The 18,491-nt window shown below is 71.5% G+C and carries 19 protein-coding genes and 1 pseudogene; 14 read left to right on the forward strand and 6 right to left on the reverse strand.

Annotated elements, in window-relative coordinates:
* Positions 1-105 precede the first annotated feature (105 nt).
* Together CLT74_RS05425 and CLT74_RS05430 are read left to right on the forward strand one after the other, a co-directional pair.
* Entirely contained in the window at positions 106-1,605 is a 1,500-nt protein-coding gene (locus tag CLT74_RS05425; protein ID WP_099845557.1) for a SulP family inorganic anion transporter, read from the forward strand.
* Positions 1,605-2,051, forward strand: coding sequence for a MerR family transcriptional regulator (locus CLT74_RS05430; RefSeq protein WP_099845558.1), 447 nt, complete (start codon positions 1,605-1,607; stop codon positions 2,049-2,051). The genes CLT74_RS05425 and CLT74_RS05430 overlap by 1 nt, the downstream gene beginning before the upstream one ends.
* A 95-nt stretch (positions 2,052-2,146) precedes the next feature.
* Here CLT74_RS05430 and CLT74_RS05435 read toward each other — a convergent pair whose 3' ends face one another.
* Together CLT74_RS05435 and CLT74_RS05440 are read right to left on the reverse strand one after the other, a co-directional pair.
* Positions 2,147-3,382: a cytochrome P450 gene (locus CLT74_RS05435; RefSeq protein WP_099845559.1), complete on the reverse strand. Its 1,236-nt coding sequence runs from the start codon at positions 3,380-3,382 to the stop codon at positions 2,147-2,149.
* Positions 3,383-3,474: 92 nt separating this feature from the next.
* Entirely contained in the window at positions 3,475-4,116 is a 642-nt protein-coding gene (locus CLT74_RS05440; RefSeq protein WP_099845560.1) for a response regulator transcription factor, read from the reverse strand.
* A gap of 65 nt (positions 4,117-4,181) precedes the next feature.
* Between CLT74_RS05440 and CLT74_RS05445 the strand changes: the two genes are divergently transcribed.
* The 7 genes from CLT74_RS05445 (at position 4,182) to CLT74_RS05475 (ending at position 11,340) form a co-directional block, all read left to right on the forward strand.
* Positions 4,182-4,913: a sensor histidine kinase gene (locus CLT74_RS05445; RefSeq protein WP_099845561.1), complete on the forward strand. Its 732-nt coding sequence runs from the start codon at positions 4,182-4,184 to the stop codon at positions 4,911-4,913.
* A gap of 85 nt (positions 4,914-4,998) precedes the next feature.
* Positions 4,999-5,868: a manganese catalase gene (locus tag CLT74_RS05450; RefSeq protein ID WP_099845562.1), complete on the forward strand. Its 870-nt coding sequence runs from the start codon at positions 4,999-5,001 to the stop codon at positions 5,866-5,868.
* Positions 5,869-5,937: 69 nt separating this feature from the next.
* Entirely contained in the window at positions 5,938-7,044 is a 1,107-nt protein-coding gene (locus tag CLT74_RS05455; protein WP_099845563.1) for a putative manganese transporter, read from the forward strand.
* A gap of 20 nt (positions 7,045-7,064) precedes the next feature.
* The gene (locus CLT74_RS05460) at positions 7,065-7,343 is read left to right on the forward strand and encodes a hypothetical protein (protein ID WP_143697078.1); all 279 of its coding nucleotides are present in this window, start codon (positions 7,065-7,067) and stop codon (positions 7,341-7,343) included.
* Positions 7,344-7,529: 186 nt separating this feature from the next.
* Positions 7,530-9,185, forward strand: a complete 1,656-nt coding sequence (locus CLT74_RS05465; RefSeq protein WP_199172118.1) for a hypothetical protein — start codon at positions 7,530-7,532, stop codon at positions 9,183-9,185.
* Positions 9,185-10,267, forward strand: a complete 1,083-nt coding sequence (locus tag CLT74_RS05470) for a hypothetical protein (RefSeq protein WP_099845566.1) — start codon at positions 9,185-9,187, stop codon at positions 10,265-10,267. The genes CLT74_RS05465 and CLT74_RS05470 overlap by 1 nt, the downstream gene beginning before the upstream one ends.
* A complete protein-coding gene (locus tag CLT74_RS05475) occupies positions 10,264-11,340 on the forward strand; it encodes a pectate lyase family protein (RefSeq protein ID WP_486582018.1) in 1,077 nt (358 codons plus the stop codon). The genes CLT74_RS05470 and CLT74_RS05475 overlap by 4 nt, the downstream gene beginning before the upstream one ends.
* 17 nt (positions 11,341-11,357) lie before the next feature.
* Here CLT74_RS05475 and CLT74_RS05480 read toward each other — a convergent pair whose 3' ends face one another.
* Both CLT74_RS05480 and CLT74_RS05485 read right to left on the reverse strand, forming a co-directional pair.
* Positions 11,358-12,134, reverse strand: coding sequence for an NAD(P)H-binding protein (locus CLT74_RS05480; protein ID WP_099845567.1), 777 nt, complete (start codon positions 12,132-12,134; stop codon positions 11,358-11,360).
* On the reverse strand, positions 12,131-12,892 hold the full coding sequence (locus CLT74_RS05485; protein ID WP_486582019.1) for a DUF2306 domain-containing protein: 762 nt from the start codon (positions 12,890-12,892) through the stop codon (positions 12,131-12,133). The genes CLT74_RS05480 and CLT74_RS05485 overlap by 4 nt, the downstream gene beginning before the upstream one ends.
* A 234-nt stretch (positions 12,893-13,126) precedes the next feature.
* On the opposite strand from CLT74_RS05485, the gene CLT74_RS05490 reads away from it, so the two are divergent.
* From CLT74_RS05490 to CLT74_RS05500, 3 genes and pseudogenes are all read left to right on the forward strand, one after another.
* Entirely contained in the window at positions 13,127-13,801 is a 675-nt protein-coding gene (locus CLT74_RS05490) for a response regulator transcription factor (protein WP_099851367.1), read from the forward strand.
* Between the two features lie 174 nt (positions 13,802-13,975).
* Positions 13,976-14,608 (forward strand): HNH endonuclease family protein, encoded by a 633-nt coding sequence (locus CLT74_RS05495; RefSeq protein ID WP_486582020.1) that lies wholly within the window; start codon positions 13,976-13,978, stop codon positions 14,606-14,608.
* Positions 14,609-14,663: 55 nt separating this feature from the next.
* A pseudogene (locus tag CLT74_RS05500) lies at positions 14,664-14,924 on the forward strand (methyltransferase type 11); the annotation flags it as partial.
* 4 nt (positions 14,925-14,928) lie between these two features.
* Here the strand turns inward: CLT74_RS05500 and CLT74_RS05505 are convergent.
* Together CLT74_RS05505 and CLT74_RS05510 are read right to left on the reverse strand one after the other, a co-directional pair.
* The gene (locus CLT74_RS05505) at positions 14,929-16,188 is read right to left on the reverse strand and encodes a sigma-70 family RNA polymerase sigma factor (protein ID WP_099845570.1); all 1,260 of its coding nucleotides are present in this window, start codon (positions 16,186-16,188) and stop codon (positions 14,929-14,931) included.
* Positions 16,188-16,577: a YciI family protein gene (locus CLT74_RS05510; protein WP_486582697.1), complete on the reverse strand. Its 390-nt coding sequence runs from the start codon at positions 16,575-16,577 to the stop codon at positions 16,188-16,190. Before CLT74_RS05510 ends, CLT74_RS05505 begins: the two co-directional genes overlap by 1 nt.
* Before the next feature lie 301 nt (positions 16,578-16,878).
* Here CLT74_RS05510 and CLT74_RS05515 point away from each other — a divergent pair, with 301 nt between their 5' ends.
* Together CLT74_RS05515 and CLT74_RS05520 are read left to right on the forward strand one after the other, a co-directional pair.
* Entirely contained in the window at positions 16,879-17,649 is a 771-nt protein-coding gene (locus tag CLT74_RS05515; protein ID WP_099845571.1) for a neutral zinc metallopeptidase, read from the forward strand.
* A 100-nt stretch (positions 17,650-17,749) separates the two neighbouring features.
* Positions 17,750-18,397, forward strand: coding sequence for an HAD family hydrolase (locus CLT74_RS05520; RefSeq protein ID WP_099851372.1), 648 nt, complete (start codon positions 17,750-17,752; stop codon positions 18,395-18,397).
* Positions 18,398-18,491: the final 94 nt, after the last annotated feature.

Genomic DNA, 18,491 nt, shown 5'->3' on the forward strand with positions numbered 1-18,491 from the left:
CCTGGAAGCATCCGATCGATACTGATATGTGCAGGTCACGCCGGTCCCCCTGCGGGAGCGGCATCGTGTGTGCGCCGGGCGCGTGCACCTGAGCGGAACGGCTGTATGTCTTCGATGCTGTCCGCGGTCGTCCGGCCGCGTCTGTCCCGCCCGTCCTGGTTGTCGCCGAAGGTGTTCCGGACCGAGGTCCTCGCCGGGCTGGTCGTGGCCCTGGCGTTGATCCCGGAGGCGATCAGCTTCTCGATCCTGGCCGGGGTCGATCCGCGGGTCGGATTGTTCGCCTCGTTCACCATGGCCGTGGTCATCTCGATCTGCGGTGGCCGGCCGGCGATGATCAGCGCGGCGACCGGCGCGATCGCCCTGGTCGTCGCGCCGCTGGCCAAGGAGCACGGCCTGGACTATCTGATCGCGGCGGTGATCCTGGGCGGGGCTATCCAGGTGCTGCTGGCCGCCCTCGGGGTGGCGAAGTTGATGCGGTTCATCCCGCGCAGCGTGATGGTCGGGTTCGTCAACGCCCTGGCGATTCTGATCTTCGCGGCGCAGGTGCCGTACCTGCTCGGGGTGCCGTGGCTGGTCTACCCGCTCGTCGCCCTCGCCCTGGTGATCATGGTCGGGCTGCCTCGACTCACCCGGGCCGTCCCGGCGCCGCTGGTCGCGATCGTCGTGCTCACCGTGATCACGGTGGTCGCCGCGGTAGCCGTGCCGACCGTCGGTGACCAGGGTGAACTGCCCAACAGCCTGCCCACCCTCGGCCTGCCGCAGATCCCCTGGACGATGGACACCCTGGCGCTGATCGCCCCCTACGCCGTCGGTATCGCGCTGGTCGGGCTGATGGAATCGTTGATGACTGCCAAACTGGTCGACGACATCACCGACACCCACTCCAACAAGACCCGCGAGTCCTGGGGTCAGGGGGTAGCCAACATCGTCACCGGCTTCTTCGGCGGCATGGGCGGCTGCGCCATGATCGGCCAAACGATGATCAACGTGAAGGCGTCCGGCGCCCGGACCCGACTGTCGACGTTCCTGGCCGGTGTGTTCCTGCTCATCCTCGTCGTGGCGCTCGGCGACGTCGTCGCGGTGATCCCGATGGCCGCCCTCGTCGCCGTCATGATGATCGTTGCGGTTTCCACCTTCGACTGGCACTCCGTGGCCCCCGCCACCCTCAGGCGGATGCCACTGGGCGAGACCCTCGTCATGGTCACCACCGTCGCCACCACCCTGGCCACCCACAACCTCGCCATCGGCGTCGTCGCCGGCGTACTCACCGCCATGGTCATCTTCGCCCGCCGGGTCGCCCACCTCGTCGAGGTCACGAGCGTGCTCGACCCCGACGGCGGTACCCGCATCTACTCCGTACACGGCGAGTTGTTCTTCGCCTCCAGCAACGACCTCGTCTACCAGTTCGACTACACCGGCGACCCCGACAGGGTGATCATCGACATGAGTCGCGCGCATGTCTGGGACGCCTCCTCCGTCGCTGCCCTGGACGCCGTCACCACCAAGTACGCGGCGCGGGGCAAGACCGTCGAGATCATCGAGCTGAACAAGCCCAGCGCCGCCATCCACGGCAGCCTCGCCGGCACCCTCAGCGCAGGCCACTGATGCCCCTCACCGGACGCGCCGCCGAGCCGCGACACGCCAGCGGCCCGGCACCGGGCCGACTCATGCAGATCGGTGAGGCCGCCGAGCGGGTCGGCCTGAGCATCCGCACCATCCGTCACTACGAACAGGTCGGGCTCATCGTCCCGTCGGCCCGCACCGACGGCGGCTTCCGCCTCTACACCGAACCCGATCTGGACCGCCTCGGGGTGGTCAAACGGATGAAACCTCTCGGGTTCACCCTCGGCGAGATGCGCGATCTGCTTGGCATCCTCGACGCGTTGCCCGCCGCCCACAGTGACGAACGTGCCGCTTTGCTCGACCGGCTCGCCATGTTCCACACCCTCGCCACCACGCGGGTCGACGCGCTCCGCGAGCAACTGGCCACCGCCGAAGGCTTCGCCGACACCCTCCGGCAGCGGATGGACAAGCACAGGCCCCGGGACTGACCGGCCCGATCCGCCGGGAAGCGCACCGCCCCGCACGGGCCGGAGTGGCGCGGAACCGGTGCCGTGCGCCGTTCCGGCCGCATCGGCGGCACCCTTCACGAGGCGTGAGACGTCTCGATGACCAGGCCGCTGCGCAGGCGGGTCGGAATGCGGTGCAGCGGGATGGTGAGGTCCTGTTCCGGCACCGCATAGTCCAGCCGCGCGAGTCGGACGGCGAGCGACTGGAGCAGGGCCACGGTGATGGCTTCGCCGGGGCAGCGGTGCCCGGTGCGAGGATCGCCGCCGCCCTGCGGGATCAGGTCGAAGGGTCCGACCTCACGGCCGACGAACCGGTCCGGGTCGAAGCGGTACGGCTCGGGCCAGAGCCGGGCGTCGTGGTTCTGGCCGTACAGGTCGAGCAGCACCATCGCCCCCTTCGGGATCGGTACGCCGCCCCAGGCGAGGTCGGCCACGGCGAGGCCACCGACGAAGGGTGCGAACGGGTAGAACCGGCGGATCTCGTGGGCGAACGCCCGGGCGAAGGCCGGGTCGTCGGCGCGCAACCGGTCCCGCTGGGTCGGCCAGCGGTGCAGAGCGTGGCCGGCGAACGTCAGGAACCAGGCCACCGCCACCGTCGGCCGGATGATGTTGAGTAGTTCGACGGCGGCGGTCCGCGCGTCGAGCGGTCGACCGTCGGCGTCCCGGTGTTCGGCGACCGCGGTCACCGCCGAGCCGGACGGAACCTCGGCGCTACCGACGCGCACCCGCTGCACCAGGTCGGCGATCCACCGCTCGCGACGTCCCCGGGCCCGACGCGCTCGCCAGTGTCGTGGTCCGGCCGTCGCGAACCCGTCCACCGCGGCCACCAGGTCGGCGGCGAGCGCCGGCACCTCGTCGCGTCGGACCGGGATGCCCGTCCAGTCGCAGACCGCGCGGGTCAGCACCCGGGCGGCCTCGTCGAAGAGGACCACCCGTCGCCCCGCCCACGAGGAGACCGCCTCGTCCCAGGCTCCTTCGGCCCGCGACACCAGGTCGTCGACTCCACCGCCGTTCAACAGCGCCATGAACATCGCCTTGCGTACCCGGTGCGCCTCGCCGTCGAGGGTGTGCACGGCACCGCGCCCGAACAGGGTGCCGCGGATCGGCTCCGGGATCGCACCGTGCCGCCGTACGTGCCGCTCGTCGTAGAACCACTCAGCGGCCTCCGGCCCGCGCAGGGCGATCGCCCGTTGCCCGAGCAGCCGGGTACGCAGCACGTCCGACTCATTACGCCGCAGCCGGTTGGGCAGCCAGGCGTAACCGCGGACGGCCAGCGGGAGAGTGTTGTCCAGGCGGCTGATCAGATTGGGCATGCTGAGTGGTGCCCATCAGGTGACCCACCAAACCACCGGCGAGCGGCAGCGGCGGTGGCGCCGGACGCCCGTCCACCGGGCGGTGCGACAGGTCAGTCGCCCAGCAGGCCCGCGTGCCCGGCGAGCGCCGCGGCCTCGGCGCGGGTGGTGACCCGCAGTTTGCGCAGCAGCGCGGCGGTCATCCGTTTCACGGTGCGTTCCGAGACGTGCAGCTGGTCGGCGATGGCCAGGGTGCTGCGGCCGGTGGCGATCGACCGGAGCAGGGCGCGTTCGTCGGGGTCGAGATCGACCCGGACGGCCGGACCGGAGTGCAGCAGGTCGCGCAGCAGCTGCGCCGGCAACACCGCCCACCCGTCGAGAACCGCAAGCAGTGGCGGCAGCAGCGCATCCGGCTCGGCGCTCTTGGGCAGGAACGCCTCGGCACCGGCCCGCAGCGCCTCCAACGCCGGCGTCGGATCGCCGTCACCGGACATCGCCACCACCCGTACCCGGGGGGTGGTGCGGCGGATGGCCGCCACGGCGCGGGTGCCGCCGGGAGCGGGCATGTGCAGGTCGACAAGGGCCACGTCCGGCAGACACCGGCACATCAGGGAGGCAGCCGCAGCCGCGTCAGCGGTGGAACCCACCACCCGTACCCGCCCTGCGGTGGCCGCCGGCAGCAGCAGTTCGAGTCCACGGGCGAACAGCGGATGGTCGTCGACGACGGCCACCCGGATAGCCGGCGACTCGGACATGCCTGTTCCCTTCCCGAGCGGGTACCGATCATGCGGCCGGTGCCACGTCGGGGGAGTGGGGACGAATGCGCGGACCGTACCGGATCGGACGACTGCTGCGGGCGCTACGTCGCACCGAGGCTTCCGCTGCCGGTGCCCCGGCGGCGGCCGGCTCCGCCGACCTGCTGCTGCGGGTGCTCTGTCACGAACTCCGTACCCCGGTCACGACGTTGACCTCCCTGACCCGGGCCCTCGCCGACGACGCGAGACCGTTGACCGGCGAGGATCGTCGGGCGATCTCAGTGCTCGCCCGCGACCAGGCGGCGCACCTGCAGGCTCTGCTCACCGAGGCGGCGACGAGGGTGGGTGCCCTGACCCTGGTCTCCGGGCCCGCCGAGCGGGCGGTGCCGCTGGCGGAGATACTGCCCGCCGTCGCGATGCTCGTACCGGTCGAGCGGCGGCGCGTGCGGGTCACCCGGGAGGCCGCGCGGTGTGCGGTGCCGCCCGGTCGTACCCGGCAGATGTTGGGCAACCTGGTCGAGAATGCGCTGCGACACGGACCGGCCGCCGGGCGGGTGGGCATCCGCGCGGTGCGCCGTGGGGCCGCGTTGAGCATCAGCGTCCTGGACGAGGGACGCGTGGCGGACGGCCTGGTCGAGGCGCTGCGCCGGCCCGCCCCGGCCACCGGCATGTCCGGCCTGGGGCTGTGGATCGTCAGGGAACTCGTCGCCGCCGACGGCGGCCGGATGCGCCTGCACCGGCTGCGGCCCGACGGGGTGGCGGTGGAGCTGCTGCTCCCGGCACGCCACACAGGTTGACCCGTCCGGGCCACCGGTTGGCCCGGACGGGCCGGCAATGCGGGAAGTGACCTCGGTGACAGCTCGTCGCATCGAGGAGGGGCCCGTGTTCACCCATATCAAGGACCTGCAGTTCGAAGCCAAGCCGGACGGCCCCGACGCCGCCTTCGCCCGCCGGCTCCAGGAGATCCTGGGCGGCAAGTGGGGCGAGATGACGGTCGCCAACCAGTACCTCTTCCAGGGCTGGAACTGCCGGCTGCCCGGCAAGTACAAGGATCTGCTGCTCGACGTCGGCACCGAGGAGATGGGCCACGTCGAGATGATCGCCACCATGATCACCCGGCTGTTGGACAATGCGCCGTTGTCGTTGCAGGAGGCGGCCGAGGACAACCCGATGGTCGGGGCGATCTACGGCGGCTCCAACCCGGCACACTTCATCCACGGCGGTGGCGGGGCGATGCCGGTGGACAGCGTCGGGGTGCCCTGGAACGGCAACTTCGTCACCGCGAGCGGCAACCTGATGGCCGACTTCCAGCTCAACGTCACCGCTGAGGCTCAGGGCCGGCTCCAGGTGTCGCGCCTGTTCAACATGACCGACGATCCCGGCGTGAAGCAGATGCTCCGCTTCCTGCTGGCCCGCGACACCATGCACCAGAACATGTGGATGGCCGCCATCGAGCAGCTCAAGGAGGACGGCCTGGAGGAGATGCCGGTGCCGGACGCCTTCCCCGACTCGCCGGACTTCACCGAGCAGTTCAGCTACACCTACCTCGACTTCTCGCCCGGTCAGGACGCCGCGCAGGGACGCTGGGCCTCCGGGCCGACACCGGACGGCAAGGGCGAGTTCCGCTACGACCACAGCCCACGCGCCCACGCGCCCGAACCCGTCCTGCCGCCGGGGGACCCGCGCCTGTACGGGACGAACCCCGGCATGGCGCAGGGCGTGGTCAACACGGTCAAGAGCAAGATCAGCTGACGTCGCTCCGCCGGGCCGCCCACCCACCGGTGGTCCGGCGGGCGTCAGCCCGCCCTGAGGAGGTGTGCCGTGACCGAACTCGTGCTCCGCCCGCTCGCGGACGCGTTCATGCAGGTGGGTGTGTACGTCGCCGTGATGGTGGCGCTGTTCGGCTGGCTGCGCTGGCGATACGGGGACCGGGTCACCGACGGGTTGACCCGCCGCCGCCGGGTGGGTCCCCTGGTCGGCGCGTTGCTGGGGGTCACTCCGGGCTGCGGCGGCGCGATCATCCTCATGCCCCTGTACGCGCGCGGCAAGGTCTCCTTCGGCACCGTGGTGGGGGCGCTCGTCGCGACCATGGGCGATTCGTCGTGGGTGGTGCTGGCCTGGAACCCGCTCTTCGCGCTCCAACTGCACGCGCTGCTGTTCGTCGTCGGCCTCGCCACCGGGTACGCCGTGGACGCCCTCGGCATCGACCCGGCCCGGTCCGCCGCCCGACGGCGGCCGGTGCCCGTCACCAGGCCGGTGAGCCTCGCCGCCGACGCCGGACCTGATCTCGCCCCGTCCCGTCGGCTGTTCGGCGGACTGCTGCCCCGGATGCCCGCGTCGACCGCGTTCTGGGGACTGACCACGCCGGCCTTCGCCGTGTCCGTACCCGTGGTGTTCCAGCTCGTCGACCCGGCGGCGTTGACCGTGATCGGTGGGGTTGACCCGTACCTGGCGCTCGGCGTCCTCGGCACCGTGGTCGCGGCACTCATCTTCGCCGCCGGGCGCGGGCGGCTGGCCGACGACAGCCTGGAGACCGCACATGCCAGCACGATGGCTGCGACCATGCGGCACAGCGCCCACGAGGCGTCGTTCGTCACGGTCTGGGTGGCGGTGGCCTATCTCGGCTGGCAGGTACTGAGCACCACCACCGGCTTCGACGGTTCGCAGCTCGTCCTGACCGGCCTGGTCGGCGTGCTCGTCGGCGCCGCGATCGGCCTGGTCCCCGGCTGTGCCCTGCAGATCGTCTTCACCGGCCTCTACGTCAGTGGCGGGCTACCGCTGCCGACCCTGGTCGCCAACGCGATAAGCCAGGACGGAGACGCCCTGATCCCACTCGCCGCACTGCGCCGACAGTCGGCGGTCGTGGCGACCCTCATCACCACCATCCCCGCGGCGGTCGTCGGCGGGGTGCTGCTGGTGTTCCTGTGAACCGGCCAAAGGAGCAGCACATGTCGATCTTTCCCTCGGACCGGGTGCTGCTGTCGCGGGCCCGGCGGAAGGTGGTCGTGTTCAGCGGCCTGAGTCTGGTCGCGTTGGCCGTCGGGCTGCCCGGCTGGTCGGTCGCGGCCCTGCTGCTGATCAGTGTGGCGATCCCCGTCGCCGTGGGGCTGACCGGTGGCGGCAGCCTGCTGCGTGAGCTGCTGCGCCCAGGGCCGGGTGCGGACGCCGGGCGCTGGCGCGCACGGTCGACGGGCAGCGGCACCCGGAGACCCCGCGCGTCAGCCTGAGGAAGGTTCATTCCTGCTGCCGTCCCGGCCATCTGTTGTCCATGCGACGTCAACCTGGATTCCTTCCGGCGCCGGTACCTTGCGGTCTCCGTGAGTCGTGCCCGGGTCTGCCGGCAGGTTCCACGGTGCGCCCACGAATTCGGACACAGCGCTCAGACGTGTATGCGGGGGAAGGCGGTTCTTCGGGTGTGGCTCGGAGCTGACAAGAAGGAGTTCGAGGCCTTCCTCGATTCCGCTGATGTGTACTGGCGCAAGAACCTGGGGCCCACGCCGTCCCAGAACTACCTCGTCGTCGAGGTGTTCCACCAGGACATCAGGGTGGCGATGCGCAATCTTGCGGTAGCCAACGCGATCCGCCGGATCGTCCCCGCTCAGTTGGTCGTGGTGACCGGCGTGGAGCAGATGTGGCACGACGCGCTGTGGACCGAGTTCGACGTGAAGCTTGTCGAGCGGATGGCGGCGGCCTACGGCGCGAGCCAGGTCATCGACCTGTACCGGCTCGTCGAGGGCCCGGCCAACTCCGGCACGCCGGATGCCGTGCCGGTGGAGCTGTTCGGACGGCCGCTGGCCCCCGGCGCGTCGATAAGCGAGGAGACCCTCGCCGAGTTCGTCAGCGCCACCTACTGTCGGGTGACCAAGCGGCCCCGGCCGCCGGAGAACCCCACCACCGATCCGCGTTACCGGCGACGGCAGGCGCTGGCCCGGGCCATCTCCTCGGCCTACGACGCCCTGCTCGGCAGTGGCTCGGTGGTTGCGCTGGTCACCAGTCACGTCGACTACGACCACTGGGGGCTCGCGGTGGACTCCGCCCGGCGGGCCGGGGTGCCCGTCGTGCACACCCAGCAGACCGGGTGTCTCAAGGCGTACGCGCTGTTCCCCGAGAACGACACAGGTGAACACACCTTCCGTGGCGAACTCACCCACCAGATCGGTGCCTTCTTCGACAAGCGGGTGTGGTCGCGGCGCAACGAGGTGCGACGCAACGCCGAACTCGTCGCCTGGCGGTCGAAGGTCAACCTGGGTCGGCCCAGCTGGTGGCGGGGTGGTGCCAGCGCCTCCGTCGACATCACCAACAGCGGGGAGCGAGCCCGGCTGCGTACGCACTTCGCGGCCCGCCTGGGGTTCGACCCGGCTCGCCCGGTGGTGGCGGTGTTCAACCACGCCGTGTCCGACGCGCCGGGCACGAACCACCAGTCCTTTCCCACCCTCGCCGACTGGTTCGCGGAGACCGCCCAGTTCGCCAGCACCGCCACCGAGGTGCAGTGGCTGTTCCAGGACCATCCGAGCCAGTTCCGCTACGACAGCACCGACTTCTTCGACTCGGTCGCCCGGCGGTACGCCCGACACCGGCACATGGTGTTCCAGCCCAGCAAGGATCTGAGCAAGAACGGGCTGTGGAGCCTCGTCGACCTCGGCGTGACCGTTCGCGGCAGCGTCAGCAACGAACTGCCGGCGTACGGCATCCCGGTGATCCAGGCCGGCTGGTCCGAGTGGAGCGAGTGCGGCCTGTCCACGGTGGTCAACGACCCGGAGACCTACTGGAAGGCCCTCGACGCCGCGATCAGCGCCATGCTCAACGGCGAGGAGATCATCTCGGCCGAGCAGGTCGAGCGCGCCCGACTGTGGTTGTGGTTCTACCGCAGCGCCACGGACCTGTTCACCCCCCAGGTGCCGCACTGGGAGGTCTGGCCCGCCGACTACCTGCTGCGCGCGGTGCGGACCTCGTTCCGGCACATCGAGAGCGACGCCGACCCGGTCTTCGAGGCCGTCGAGCGCATGTGGACCCGCCGGGAGCCGGTGCTGACCCGCACCGACCTCCAGGTGCCGGGAGGTGTCCGGTAGTGGCGATCGGCACGTGGTTCGCCACCGAGTTCGACGAGCCGGTACCGGCCCGGGAACTGCCCGCGATGTTCGCCTCCGGTGGCGACCCGGAGGTGTTGCTCGCCGACCAGATGGCCCGTGGCGTCGCGATCCTGGGTCGGGTCCAGGGCGCGTCCGGGGCGGTCGTGCTCAAGGTACGCACCGACGGCCGACCGGTCCGCGTCCGGGTCGACCTGCACGTCGACGGCGCCTCCCAGACCGCCTGGTCGCGGGCGGCGGCACCGGCCCGGGGGATGCGTGAACTGCCGCGCCTGGTGATGGTCCGGGCCCAGGGCTCGGACCGGGCCGCCGCACTGCTCAGCCGCCAGCGAGGGCGGCTGCGGATGGTGGAGGCCCACGCCTGGGTGGAGTTCGACCTGCGGGCCGACGAGGTGGGCGACGACGGCCTCCTGATCATCGAGGTGGTGGACGGCACGCTGCCGCCCTGGGCGTCGACGGCGCTCAGCCCGTTGGCGGCGACAGGTGTGCGGGTCAACCAGGTCGAAGTCGTCGCGATCGGGGAGGTCGGACAGCGCGACGGTGCCACTCGGCTCGCCGGTGCCGCCGCACAACTGGCCGGCCTGGTCAGTGCCGGCGGGCTGGTCGGAGCGCGCGGTCGCGGCCAGGGCCACGCTCGGTCGAGGTTCATCGTGGTCAACGCCACCGACAGCACCGTGCGGTGCCGACTGCGGATCTCCGCCGCGACGGCCCCACCGGCCGCGGTACGCCAGCCGAGCCAGAAGTGGCTGCGCCGCCAGCGGGGACAGACCGTGCTCAAGGCGTTCCGGGTGGCCCAGCGTGGGGCGGGATACGCGCTGTTCGAGGCGTCGCCGTTCACCCGGCCGCCGCATCCGGACCGGCTGGCCGTCCAGGCCGTGCACCTGGTCGACGGCACCGCCTGCCGGGTGAGCGCCAGCACCCGGACCGAGGAAACCCTCGACGTGGTGGTCGAGCGTACGGGCCCCGGCCCGGTGCTGGTCGGCCTCGGCGAGCGCGACACGCCGGTACGGCGGCGGGTCGCCGAGACCGTCTGTCAGGTGATCGAGCTGGAGTGCCAACGGTGACCGACCACGACCTGACGCTCACCGACGATCCGACCGCCAACCGGCAGGCGCTGGAACAGCTGCTGACGACCGCGACGGGCGGCACGGTGCGGCTGCCGGCCGGCACCTTCACGCTGGACCGGGGAGTGGTGCTCGGCCCGGGCTGGACGCTGCGCGGCGCGCCGCCCGGGGACGGTCCGGTGACGACGTGGCTCACCTCGTCCTCACCGCACGGCGAACCCATCGTCCATGTGCTGGGTTCCCGGGTGACGATCCAGGACATCGGCTTCCGCCCACCGCCGTGCGCGCCGGGCGAGCACGGCGGCGACCGGGGCACCGCCATCACCATCGGCAACTACCTCTACCCGGCCGAGACGGAGTGGATCGAGGAGGTCCAGATCCGGCGCGTCGAGGTCGAGCGCCGCGACGAGCGCGCCGCCAACTGCGTCGCCGTCATGGGCGCGGTACGCGACATCACCATCAGCGACGTGTCGATAGTCGGCGGTTGCACAGGCATCGCCGTGCACTGGGGCGCGGTCGGCGACGGGGTCGACTCGATCGTCGGACCCTCCTACCATCCGCACCACCTCAGCATCCGCGATCTGCGCGTGTCCGACGCCTTCGAGGGCTTCTACCTCAGCTCCGTGCACGACGTGGTGGTGGACCGGGTCCACCTGTCCGATGTCGAGATCGGGTTCCGCCTGCTGCCGGGCGACAACACCGACCGGTTCCACTCCGGCGGCGACAATCCGGTCGGCGCGCGTATCCGCGTCTCCGGTGCCCACGTGGGCTGGAACGGTCCGTTGTACGCGGTCCGGATAGCCGGCTGGGGGCGCAGCGAGATCGACCACTCGGTCCGGGTGCTCGAATACCGGGACGTGGTGGTGCGTGACTGCACCTTCGTGCCGCTGCCGCTCGCCACGGCCGGCACCGGTGACCCGCAGCGCTCGCGGTCGCCGATCGTGGTCGAGCAGGCGTCCGGGGTGATCCTGGAGGCGATCCGCGTCGATCTGCGGGCGGACCCGACGGCGGCCGGCGCGCAGCACCATGACCAGGCGGAGGTCGCTGCCCGCCAACCGGCTGGATACCGGTAGCCCCTCCCGGCGCCCGATCAGCGGAGCTTCTCGGCGAGAAACTCCTCCCAACTCCGGGTGGCGACGGTGGCGCCGTCGACGCTGAGATTGGCACCGTCGCGGTACGCCCGGCCGGCCGCCCCGGGCACCGGCACCGGCAGGAAAGGCCGCCTGCGACCCCGGGCGGCGAGGTAGCTACGAACCAGGTCGGCCATGGTGTAGAGCCGTGGACCCGCGATCTCCGGCACGAGGCCGGACGGGACGCCCTGGACCAGGTCGACAAGTCTGTCGGCGACGTCGCGGGAGTCGACCGGCTGGAAGCGGATCACCTTCGGGTCGGGCACGATCGGCAGCGCACCCAGCTTCTGCACGACGGTGAAGACCAGGTCGTGGAACTGCGCGGCCCGCAGTGTCGTCCATGGCACGCCGGATTCGCTTACCGCCCGCTCCGCGCCGTGCTTGGCCTCGAAGTAGCCGATCGGGACCCGGCCGGCACCGACGACCGAGATGTAAACGAGGTGCCGCACCCCGGCCCGGGCGGCGGCCCGCACCAGGTTGACGGCCGCCCGATCGTCGCCTTTCGGGCCGCCCGCCAGGTGCAGCACCGTGTGGACACCGTCGAGGGCCGGCGCGAGGCCCTCGTCCCGGAGCAGGTCACCCAGGACGTACTCGACACCGTCGGCACTCCGGTGGATCGTCCGGCTGAGCACTCGCAGCTGTCGGCCCGCCGTGCGCAGGCGGGGCAGGACGTGCCGGCCGAGCGTGCCGGTGCCGCCGGTGACCAGGACAGGAGCGTTCGTCGGTGCGTCGTTCATGGCGTCTCCGTTCGGATGGGTACGGGTCTTCGACCCCGCCCGGCCGCCGATCGTGACACCGTCCGACGGGCCCGAGCCGGAGCCGCGTCGACTCGCGCGCGGTGGCCCCGCCCCGCCGGACGGGTGCCGGCGGTCCCGCCGCGTCGCCTGATGATCCATTCCGCGAGTACCACGTTGATCAGCCAGGCCGCGGTCATGGTGCCGGTCCGGCCCGCTGTCGTGAGCGGGCCGACGGCGGCGAGCCAGGCCATCTGGGTGAAGAACTGGGTGCCCGCGCCCATCCCGATGGCGTAGCCACGGATCATCCAGGCCCGGTGGCGGGTGAAGTCGCGTCGGCGGACCGCCGCGAAGCCGAGGACGAGCGAGCCGGCCATCGCGACGCTTACCACCACGCGGACGGCGACCAACGTGTCACTGTCGAGCGGCCCCCGGGCCGGGACGACGGTCAGCCACAGGCCACTCACCGCGGTGAGCAGCCCGAAGGGAATCAGCACCCGACCGGCGATCCGGTGCCAACCACGGTGCGGCCGACGCGACCGGGGCGTGAACTGGAAGGCGCCGAGGACGCTGAACACGGTCACCGCGACGATGTGGGCCACCAGCGGTAGCGGGGGTGAGGCGATCCGGTCGCCGTCGGGCAGCACCTGGGCGCCGCCGGCCAGCTCGGCCAGGCGGAGCCCGCCGGCCACCACCGGTACCACGCCGAGCACCAGCAGACCGGCGGGGATGAGCCAGGTCGACCTGGCGGAGGCTGTCACAGCTGTGGCATCCCTTCTCGCGGCGACCAGCACCCCGCCCACGGCCCGTTGCCCGCCCGACAGTGGCCGGACGGGGTGCGGGTCAGTCGGGAAGGGACCGGCCGCTCCTGTTTCATCGATCCTGGCGTCACGACTGTGGAAACTCATCGCAGTGCGGGCCGGCGTCGGCTCGGCCGATGGGCGGGGGAGACGGCCGTACTTTGGGCCAGGCCCGGAGCCGTGTTCAATCGTGGGGTGACCACCCGCGTGATCGTCGCCGACGACCAGGAGATCGTCCGTACCGGACTGGCGATGATCCTCAACGCCCAGCCGGACATCGAGGTGGTGGGGGAGGCGGGCGACGGACACCGGGCCGTCGAACTCGCCCGGCGACTACGTCCGGACGTGTGCCTGTTCGACATCCGGATGCCCGGCGTGGACGGCATCGAGGCCACCCGCCGCCTCGCCGGCCCCACCGTCACCGAGCCTCTGGCGGTGGTCGTCATCACCACCTTCGACCTCGACGAGTACGTCTACGCCGCGCTCCGTGCCGGAGCGCGCGGGTTCCTGCTCAAGGATGCCGGCACGGCCCTGCTCACCCAGGCCGTGCGGGCCGCTGCCGCGGGCGACGCGCTCATCGCCCCGAACGTCACCACGCGGCTGCTCCGGGCCTTCGCCGCCGCCGGTCCGGCCGCGCCGCCGCGGCAGCCTGTCGACGCGCTCACGCTGCGGGAGGAGGAGGTGCTCGTCGCCGTCGCGCGTGGTCGCACCAACACCGAGATCGCCACCGAGCTGCACATCAGCCTCAGCACCGTGAAGACCCACATCGCCAGCCTGATGGTCAAGCTCGGCGCCCGTAACCGGGTGGAGATCGCGATGTGGGCGTACGAGACCGACCGCGTCCGTAGCGGCCCGGACCGTCCCGGGTAACGCCTCGTGACGATCCGGCTGACCTGCCGGGCGGTCTTCACGCGGCGTTCACGGGGCTTCCGGCGCGAAGACATGTATTGATCGCGATGTTTGCGAGAATGCCTGATGTCGCCTGCCGCGCCCCAAGCCGGGTTCCCCCACCCGCCGTCGCAGGTGACAGTCAGGAGTCCCCCCGTGGCTCACCTACGCAGGGCCGCCATCGTCTCGATGGTCGCCGTCGTCCTGTCGGTCGTCCTCGTCCCGCCCGCGGCTCACGCGACGCCGCCGAACATCCCCTCGTACAGCACGGCGGTGAGCCGGCTGAACTCGCTCACCGTCGCGGCCGAGTCCCACCAGTCCAGCTACAACCGTGATCTGTTCCCGCACTGGATCACGGTCACCGGCACCTGCAACACCCGGGAGCAGGTGCTCAAACGCGACGGCAGCAACGTCGTCGTCGACTCCAGCTGTTATCCCACGTCCGGATCCTGGTACAGCCCCTACGAGGGGGTCACCCGCACGAACCCGGCCGAGATCTCCATCGACCACGTGGTACCGCTGGCCGAGGCGTGGCGGTCCGGAGCCTGGTCCTGGACCACGGCGCGGCGTCAGACCTACGCCAACGACCTCGGTGGGCCGGAACTGTGGGCGGTCACCGGCACCGTCAACTCGTCCAAGGGCGACAAGGACCCGGCCGCCTGGAAGCCCCCGCGCGCGGCTTTCCACTGCACCTACGCCCGCGCCTGGATCCAGGTGAAGTGGTACTACGGCCTCACCGTCAACAGTGCGGAGAAGTCGGCGCTGAGCAGCATGCTCAACACCTGCTGAGATCCCGTCCGCCAGTGCGGCACCGGTGACGGGGGCGGGGCGTCGACGACGTCCCGCCCTCGCGGGTCTCGCCGTCACCTCGATCGTCGAGCACCGGGTCGAGAGCCGGTTCGACGACGTCGACCACTGGATGCGATGGATGTGGTCACACGGCGGACGGGCCCTGCTGCGGCACCTGCCGCAGGACCGGCTGCCCGCCGCGACGGCCGCCGCCGGCGAGGCGCTGGACGCCGCGCGCGCACCGGATGGCGGCCTCCGCCTGACCACCGAGATCCGGATAACCGTGGCGGTGCCGGCCGACCCGCTGGACGCCTGACCTGTCACGTCGTGCCTGCTGGCGGTGAGTCGCCGGGGAGGCGGTCGGCGCGGGCGTTGAGGTAACGCTGCTGCGCCAGGTTGGTGGCCTGCGCGGCAGCCGTCCGGTACGCGACCCGGGCCGCCGCGGCCTCGCCGCGTCGTTCCAGCAGATGCGCGCGTACGGCGGCCAACCGCGGATCCCGGGACAGCCGTCCGTCGGCGGCCACCTTGTCGACGAGCGCCAGTCCCGCGTCCGGACCGTCGGTCATGGCCACCGCGACGGCGTGGTTCAACGCGACAAGCGGGTTGGCGTCCATCGCCGTCAGCACCTCGTACAGCGCGACGATCTGCGGCCAGTCGGTCTCGTCCGGGCCGGGCGCCTCGTCGTGCAGGGCGGCGATGGCGGCCTGGACCTGGTAGGGGCCGGGTCGTCCCCGGTGCAGCGCCTCGACCACGAGCGCCGTGCCCTCGGCGATCTGGTCGGCACGCCAGCGGGCACGGTCCTGTTCGGCCATCGACACCAGTTCGCCGTGCGGACCGGTGCGCGCCGGCGCGCGGGCGTCGGTGAGCAGCAGCAACGCCAGCAGTCCCGTCACTTCCTCGGCGTCAGGCAGCAGCCGACGCAGCAGCCGGCTCAGTCGGATCGCCTCGGCGCACAGATCGGCGCGGAGCAGCCCCGGCCCGAAGGTGCTCGCGTACCCCTCATTGAAGATCAGGTAGAGCACCCGGAGCACGGCCGTGAGGCGCGCCGGGACCTCGGCCGGCGCGGGCATCGCGAACGGCAGCCCGCTGTCGCGGATCCGCTGCTTGCCCCGGGTGATCCGCCGGGCCATGGTCTGCTCCGGCACCAGGAACGCCCGGGCCACCTCGGCAGTGCTCAACCCGCCCACCGCCCGTAGGGTCAGCGCGATCTGCGTGGCCGGGGGCAGCGACGGGTGGCAACACAGGAACAGCAGGATCAGCGTGTCGTCGGAGTCCGCCACCCGGTCACCTGACGATGGCAACCGCCACTCGGCCAACACCCGCCGGCCGACGACGTCCTCCCGGTGCCGTCGGGCCTGCTCGGCGCGGAGCAGGTCGGTCAGCCGTCGGGACGCCACCGTGATCAGCCAGGCGCGGGGATTCGCCGGTACGCCGTCACGGGGCCAGCCGGTGGCCGCCGCGATCAGCGCCTCCTGGGTGGCGTCCTCGGCGGTGTCGAAATGCCCGTAACGGCGTACCAGCGCGCCGAGGACCTGCGGCGCCAGCCGGCGCAACAGGTCCTCGACGCTCGGTTCGTCCATCAGGCGAGCTCGTCGATGCCCTCGGCGATCGGTCGGACATCGACGTACTCCCCGGGGTTGTCCGGGTTGACCAGGGTGGCGGCGATCTCGGCGGCCCGGTCGAAGCTGGCGCACTCGACCACCGTGTACCCGGCGAGAACCTCCTGCGTCTCCGGGTACGGTCCATCGGTGACCATCGGAGCACCGTCGCGGAGCTGGACCCGGCGGGCGTGCACCGGCGCGGTCAGGCCCTGGGCGTCCACCAGTTCACCGGCGTCGGCGAGCTCCTGGTGCACCTTGCCCATGTGCGCGTGCATCGCGGCCACCTGCTCGGCAGTCATCGCCGGCCGGTCGGAACTGTGCCCGGCCATCGCGTCGTAGTCCCGCTGCGAGCCGTACAACATGATCATGTATTTCACGGGTGTCTCCCTCTCGCGTCCGGCACCCTCCCGGTGCCGATTCATCAGGGACGTCGGACCCGGACGTCCGTTCCGGACACGGACCACCGCACCCGCTGTCGACCATAGAGCGTGTTCGAGGAGGCCATGCCGTACTCCGACCGGCCACGCCGTCGGTGCGCCGGACGCCGTCCAGGACTCCGCCAGGCCGGCGAGCCTCCTCGAACACGCCGTACAAGGCGGGCGACTGAACCGGACGGGGCGGTAAGGCGTACCTGACGGCAACGGGCGTGACGGTCGTACCGTCGGGGTACTGGATCGGCGACGTCGAGGCGGGAGGAGCACGGTGGCGGCAGGTGGGCGAGGGCGACGCCGGGGGAGGCTCGCCGGCCTGGCGGTGGCGTTGGTGGCGGCGGCCGCCTGCATGGTGGAGCCGGTGGACGGCCCGGCGGAACCGACCGGGCAGCGGGCACCGGCCGAACCGACGGCCGAGGTGACCCGGGCCGACGGCACCGACACCGTGGAGGAGTTCCGGCAGGACGTGGCCGACGCGCAGCGGCTGGCCGAGTTGTACTGGGCCGACCAGTTCGAGGCGTCGGGGCAGACCTTCCGGCCGATCCGGCGGGTCATCCCGTACCAGCGCGACGGTGAGGTCTCCTGCGGTGGCCAGGAGGTGCCCCGCAACAACGCGGTCTACTGCACCGTCAGCGACTACATCGCGTACGACATCAACTGGTCCTTCGGGGCCTTCCGGCAGATCGGTGACGCGTTCGTGTTCTACCTGCTCGGCCACGAGTACGCGCACGGCATCCAGACCCGGCTGGGCATCCGCTACAACTTCACCATCCAGCAGGAGTTGCAGGCCGACTGCATGGCCGGGGCGTTCCTCGGCGACTCGGTGCGGGCCGGCCGGCTCACCCTGGAGGAGGGCGACCTCGACGAGTTCAACGAGGGGCTGCTGGCCGTCGGCGACGACTCCGGTCAACCGTGGTTCGCCGAGGGCTCGCACGGCACCCCAGAGCAGCGGTCCGAGGCGTTCTTCCGCGGCTACGAGCGGTCCCTGGACGCCTGCGACCTGGGTTGAGAAAGGTCACTACGTCGAGCGCCGGGCACCGGTGGCTGGCAGGATTCACCGGTTACCCGAGCCCGAGGAGGATCCGGTGAGCAGCATCCGTCCGGACGCCGTGCTCTTCGACATGGACGGCACCCTGGTCGACAGCGAACGGTTGTGGGACGTCGCGTTGGCCGAACTCGCGCACCGTTACGGCGGCACCCTGTCGGCTGAGGCCCGCCGGGCGATCATCGGTACGGGCATGGCCGACTCGATGCGGATCCTGCACGACGATCTGGGACAGCCGCACCGGGATCCGCTGACCAGCGCGGAGTGGATCAACGTGCGGATTCTGGAGCTGTTCCGCACCGGGTTGCGGTGGCGGCCCGGGGCGCTGGCGCTGCTCGGCGCGGTCCGGCAGGCGGGGATCCCGACCGCCCTGGTCACCTCCAGCGGCCGGGCACTTGTCGAGATCGCCCTGGACACCCTCGGCCGCGACAGCTTCGACGTGGTGGTCTGCGGTGACGAGGTCGACTCGACAAAGCCGCACCCGGAGCCGTACCTGACGGCCGCCCGGCTGCTCGGGGTGCCGATCGACAGGTGCGTGGCGATCGAGGACTCGGCGACCGGCGTGGCCAGTGCGGTAGCCGCCGGTGCCGCCGTGCTGGCCGTGCCGGCCGAGGTGCCGCTCGCGCCCACCGACGGCGTACACCAACTGGAGAGCCTGCTCCTGGCGGACCTGGACCTGCTGGCCGGACTGCTGCGTCGGACCCCCGCCTGAACCGCCCCCGCCCACCAGCGCGGTCCGTCCCGGCTGAGGCAGCGCAGCGAACGGCCCCTGCCACCGACCGGTGACAGGGGCCGTCGATGCGGTG

It is taken from the genome of Verrucosispora sp. CNZ293 (genome assembly GCF_002754655.1).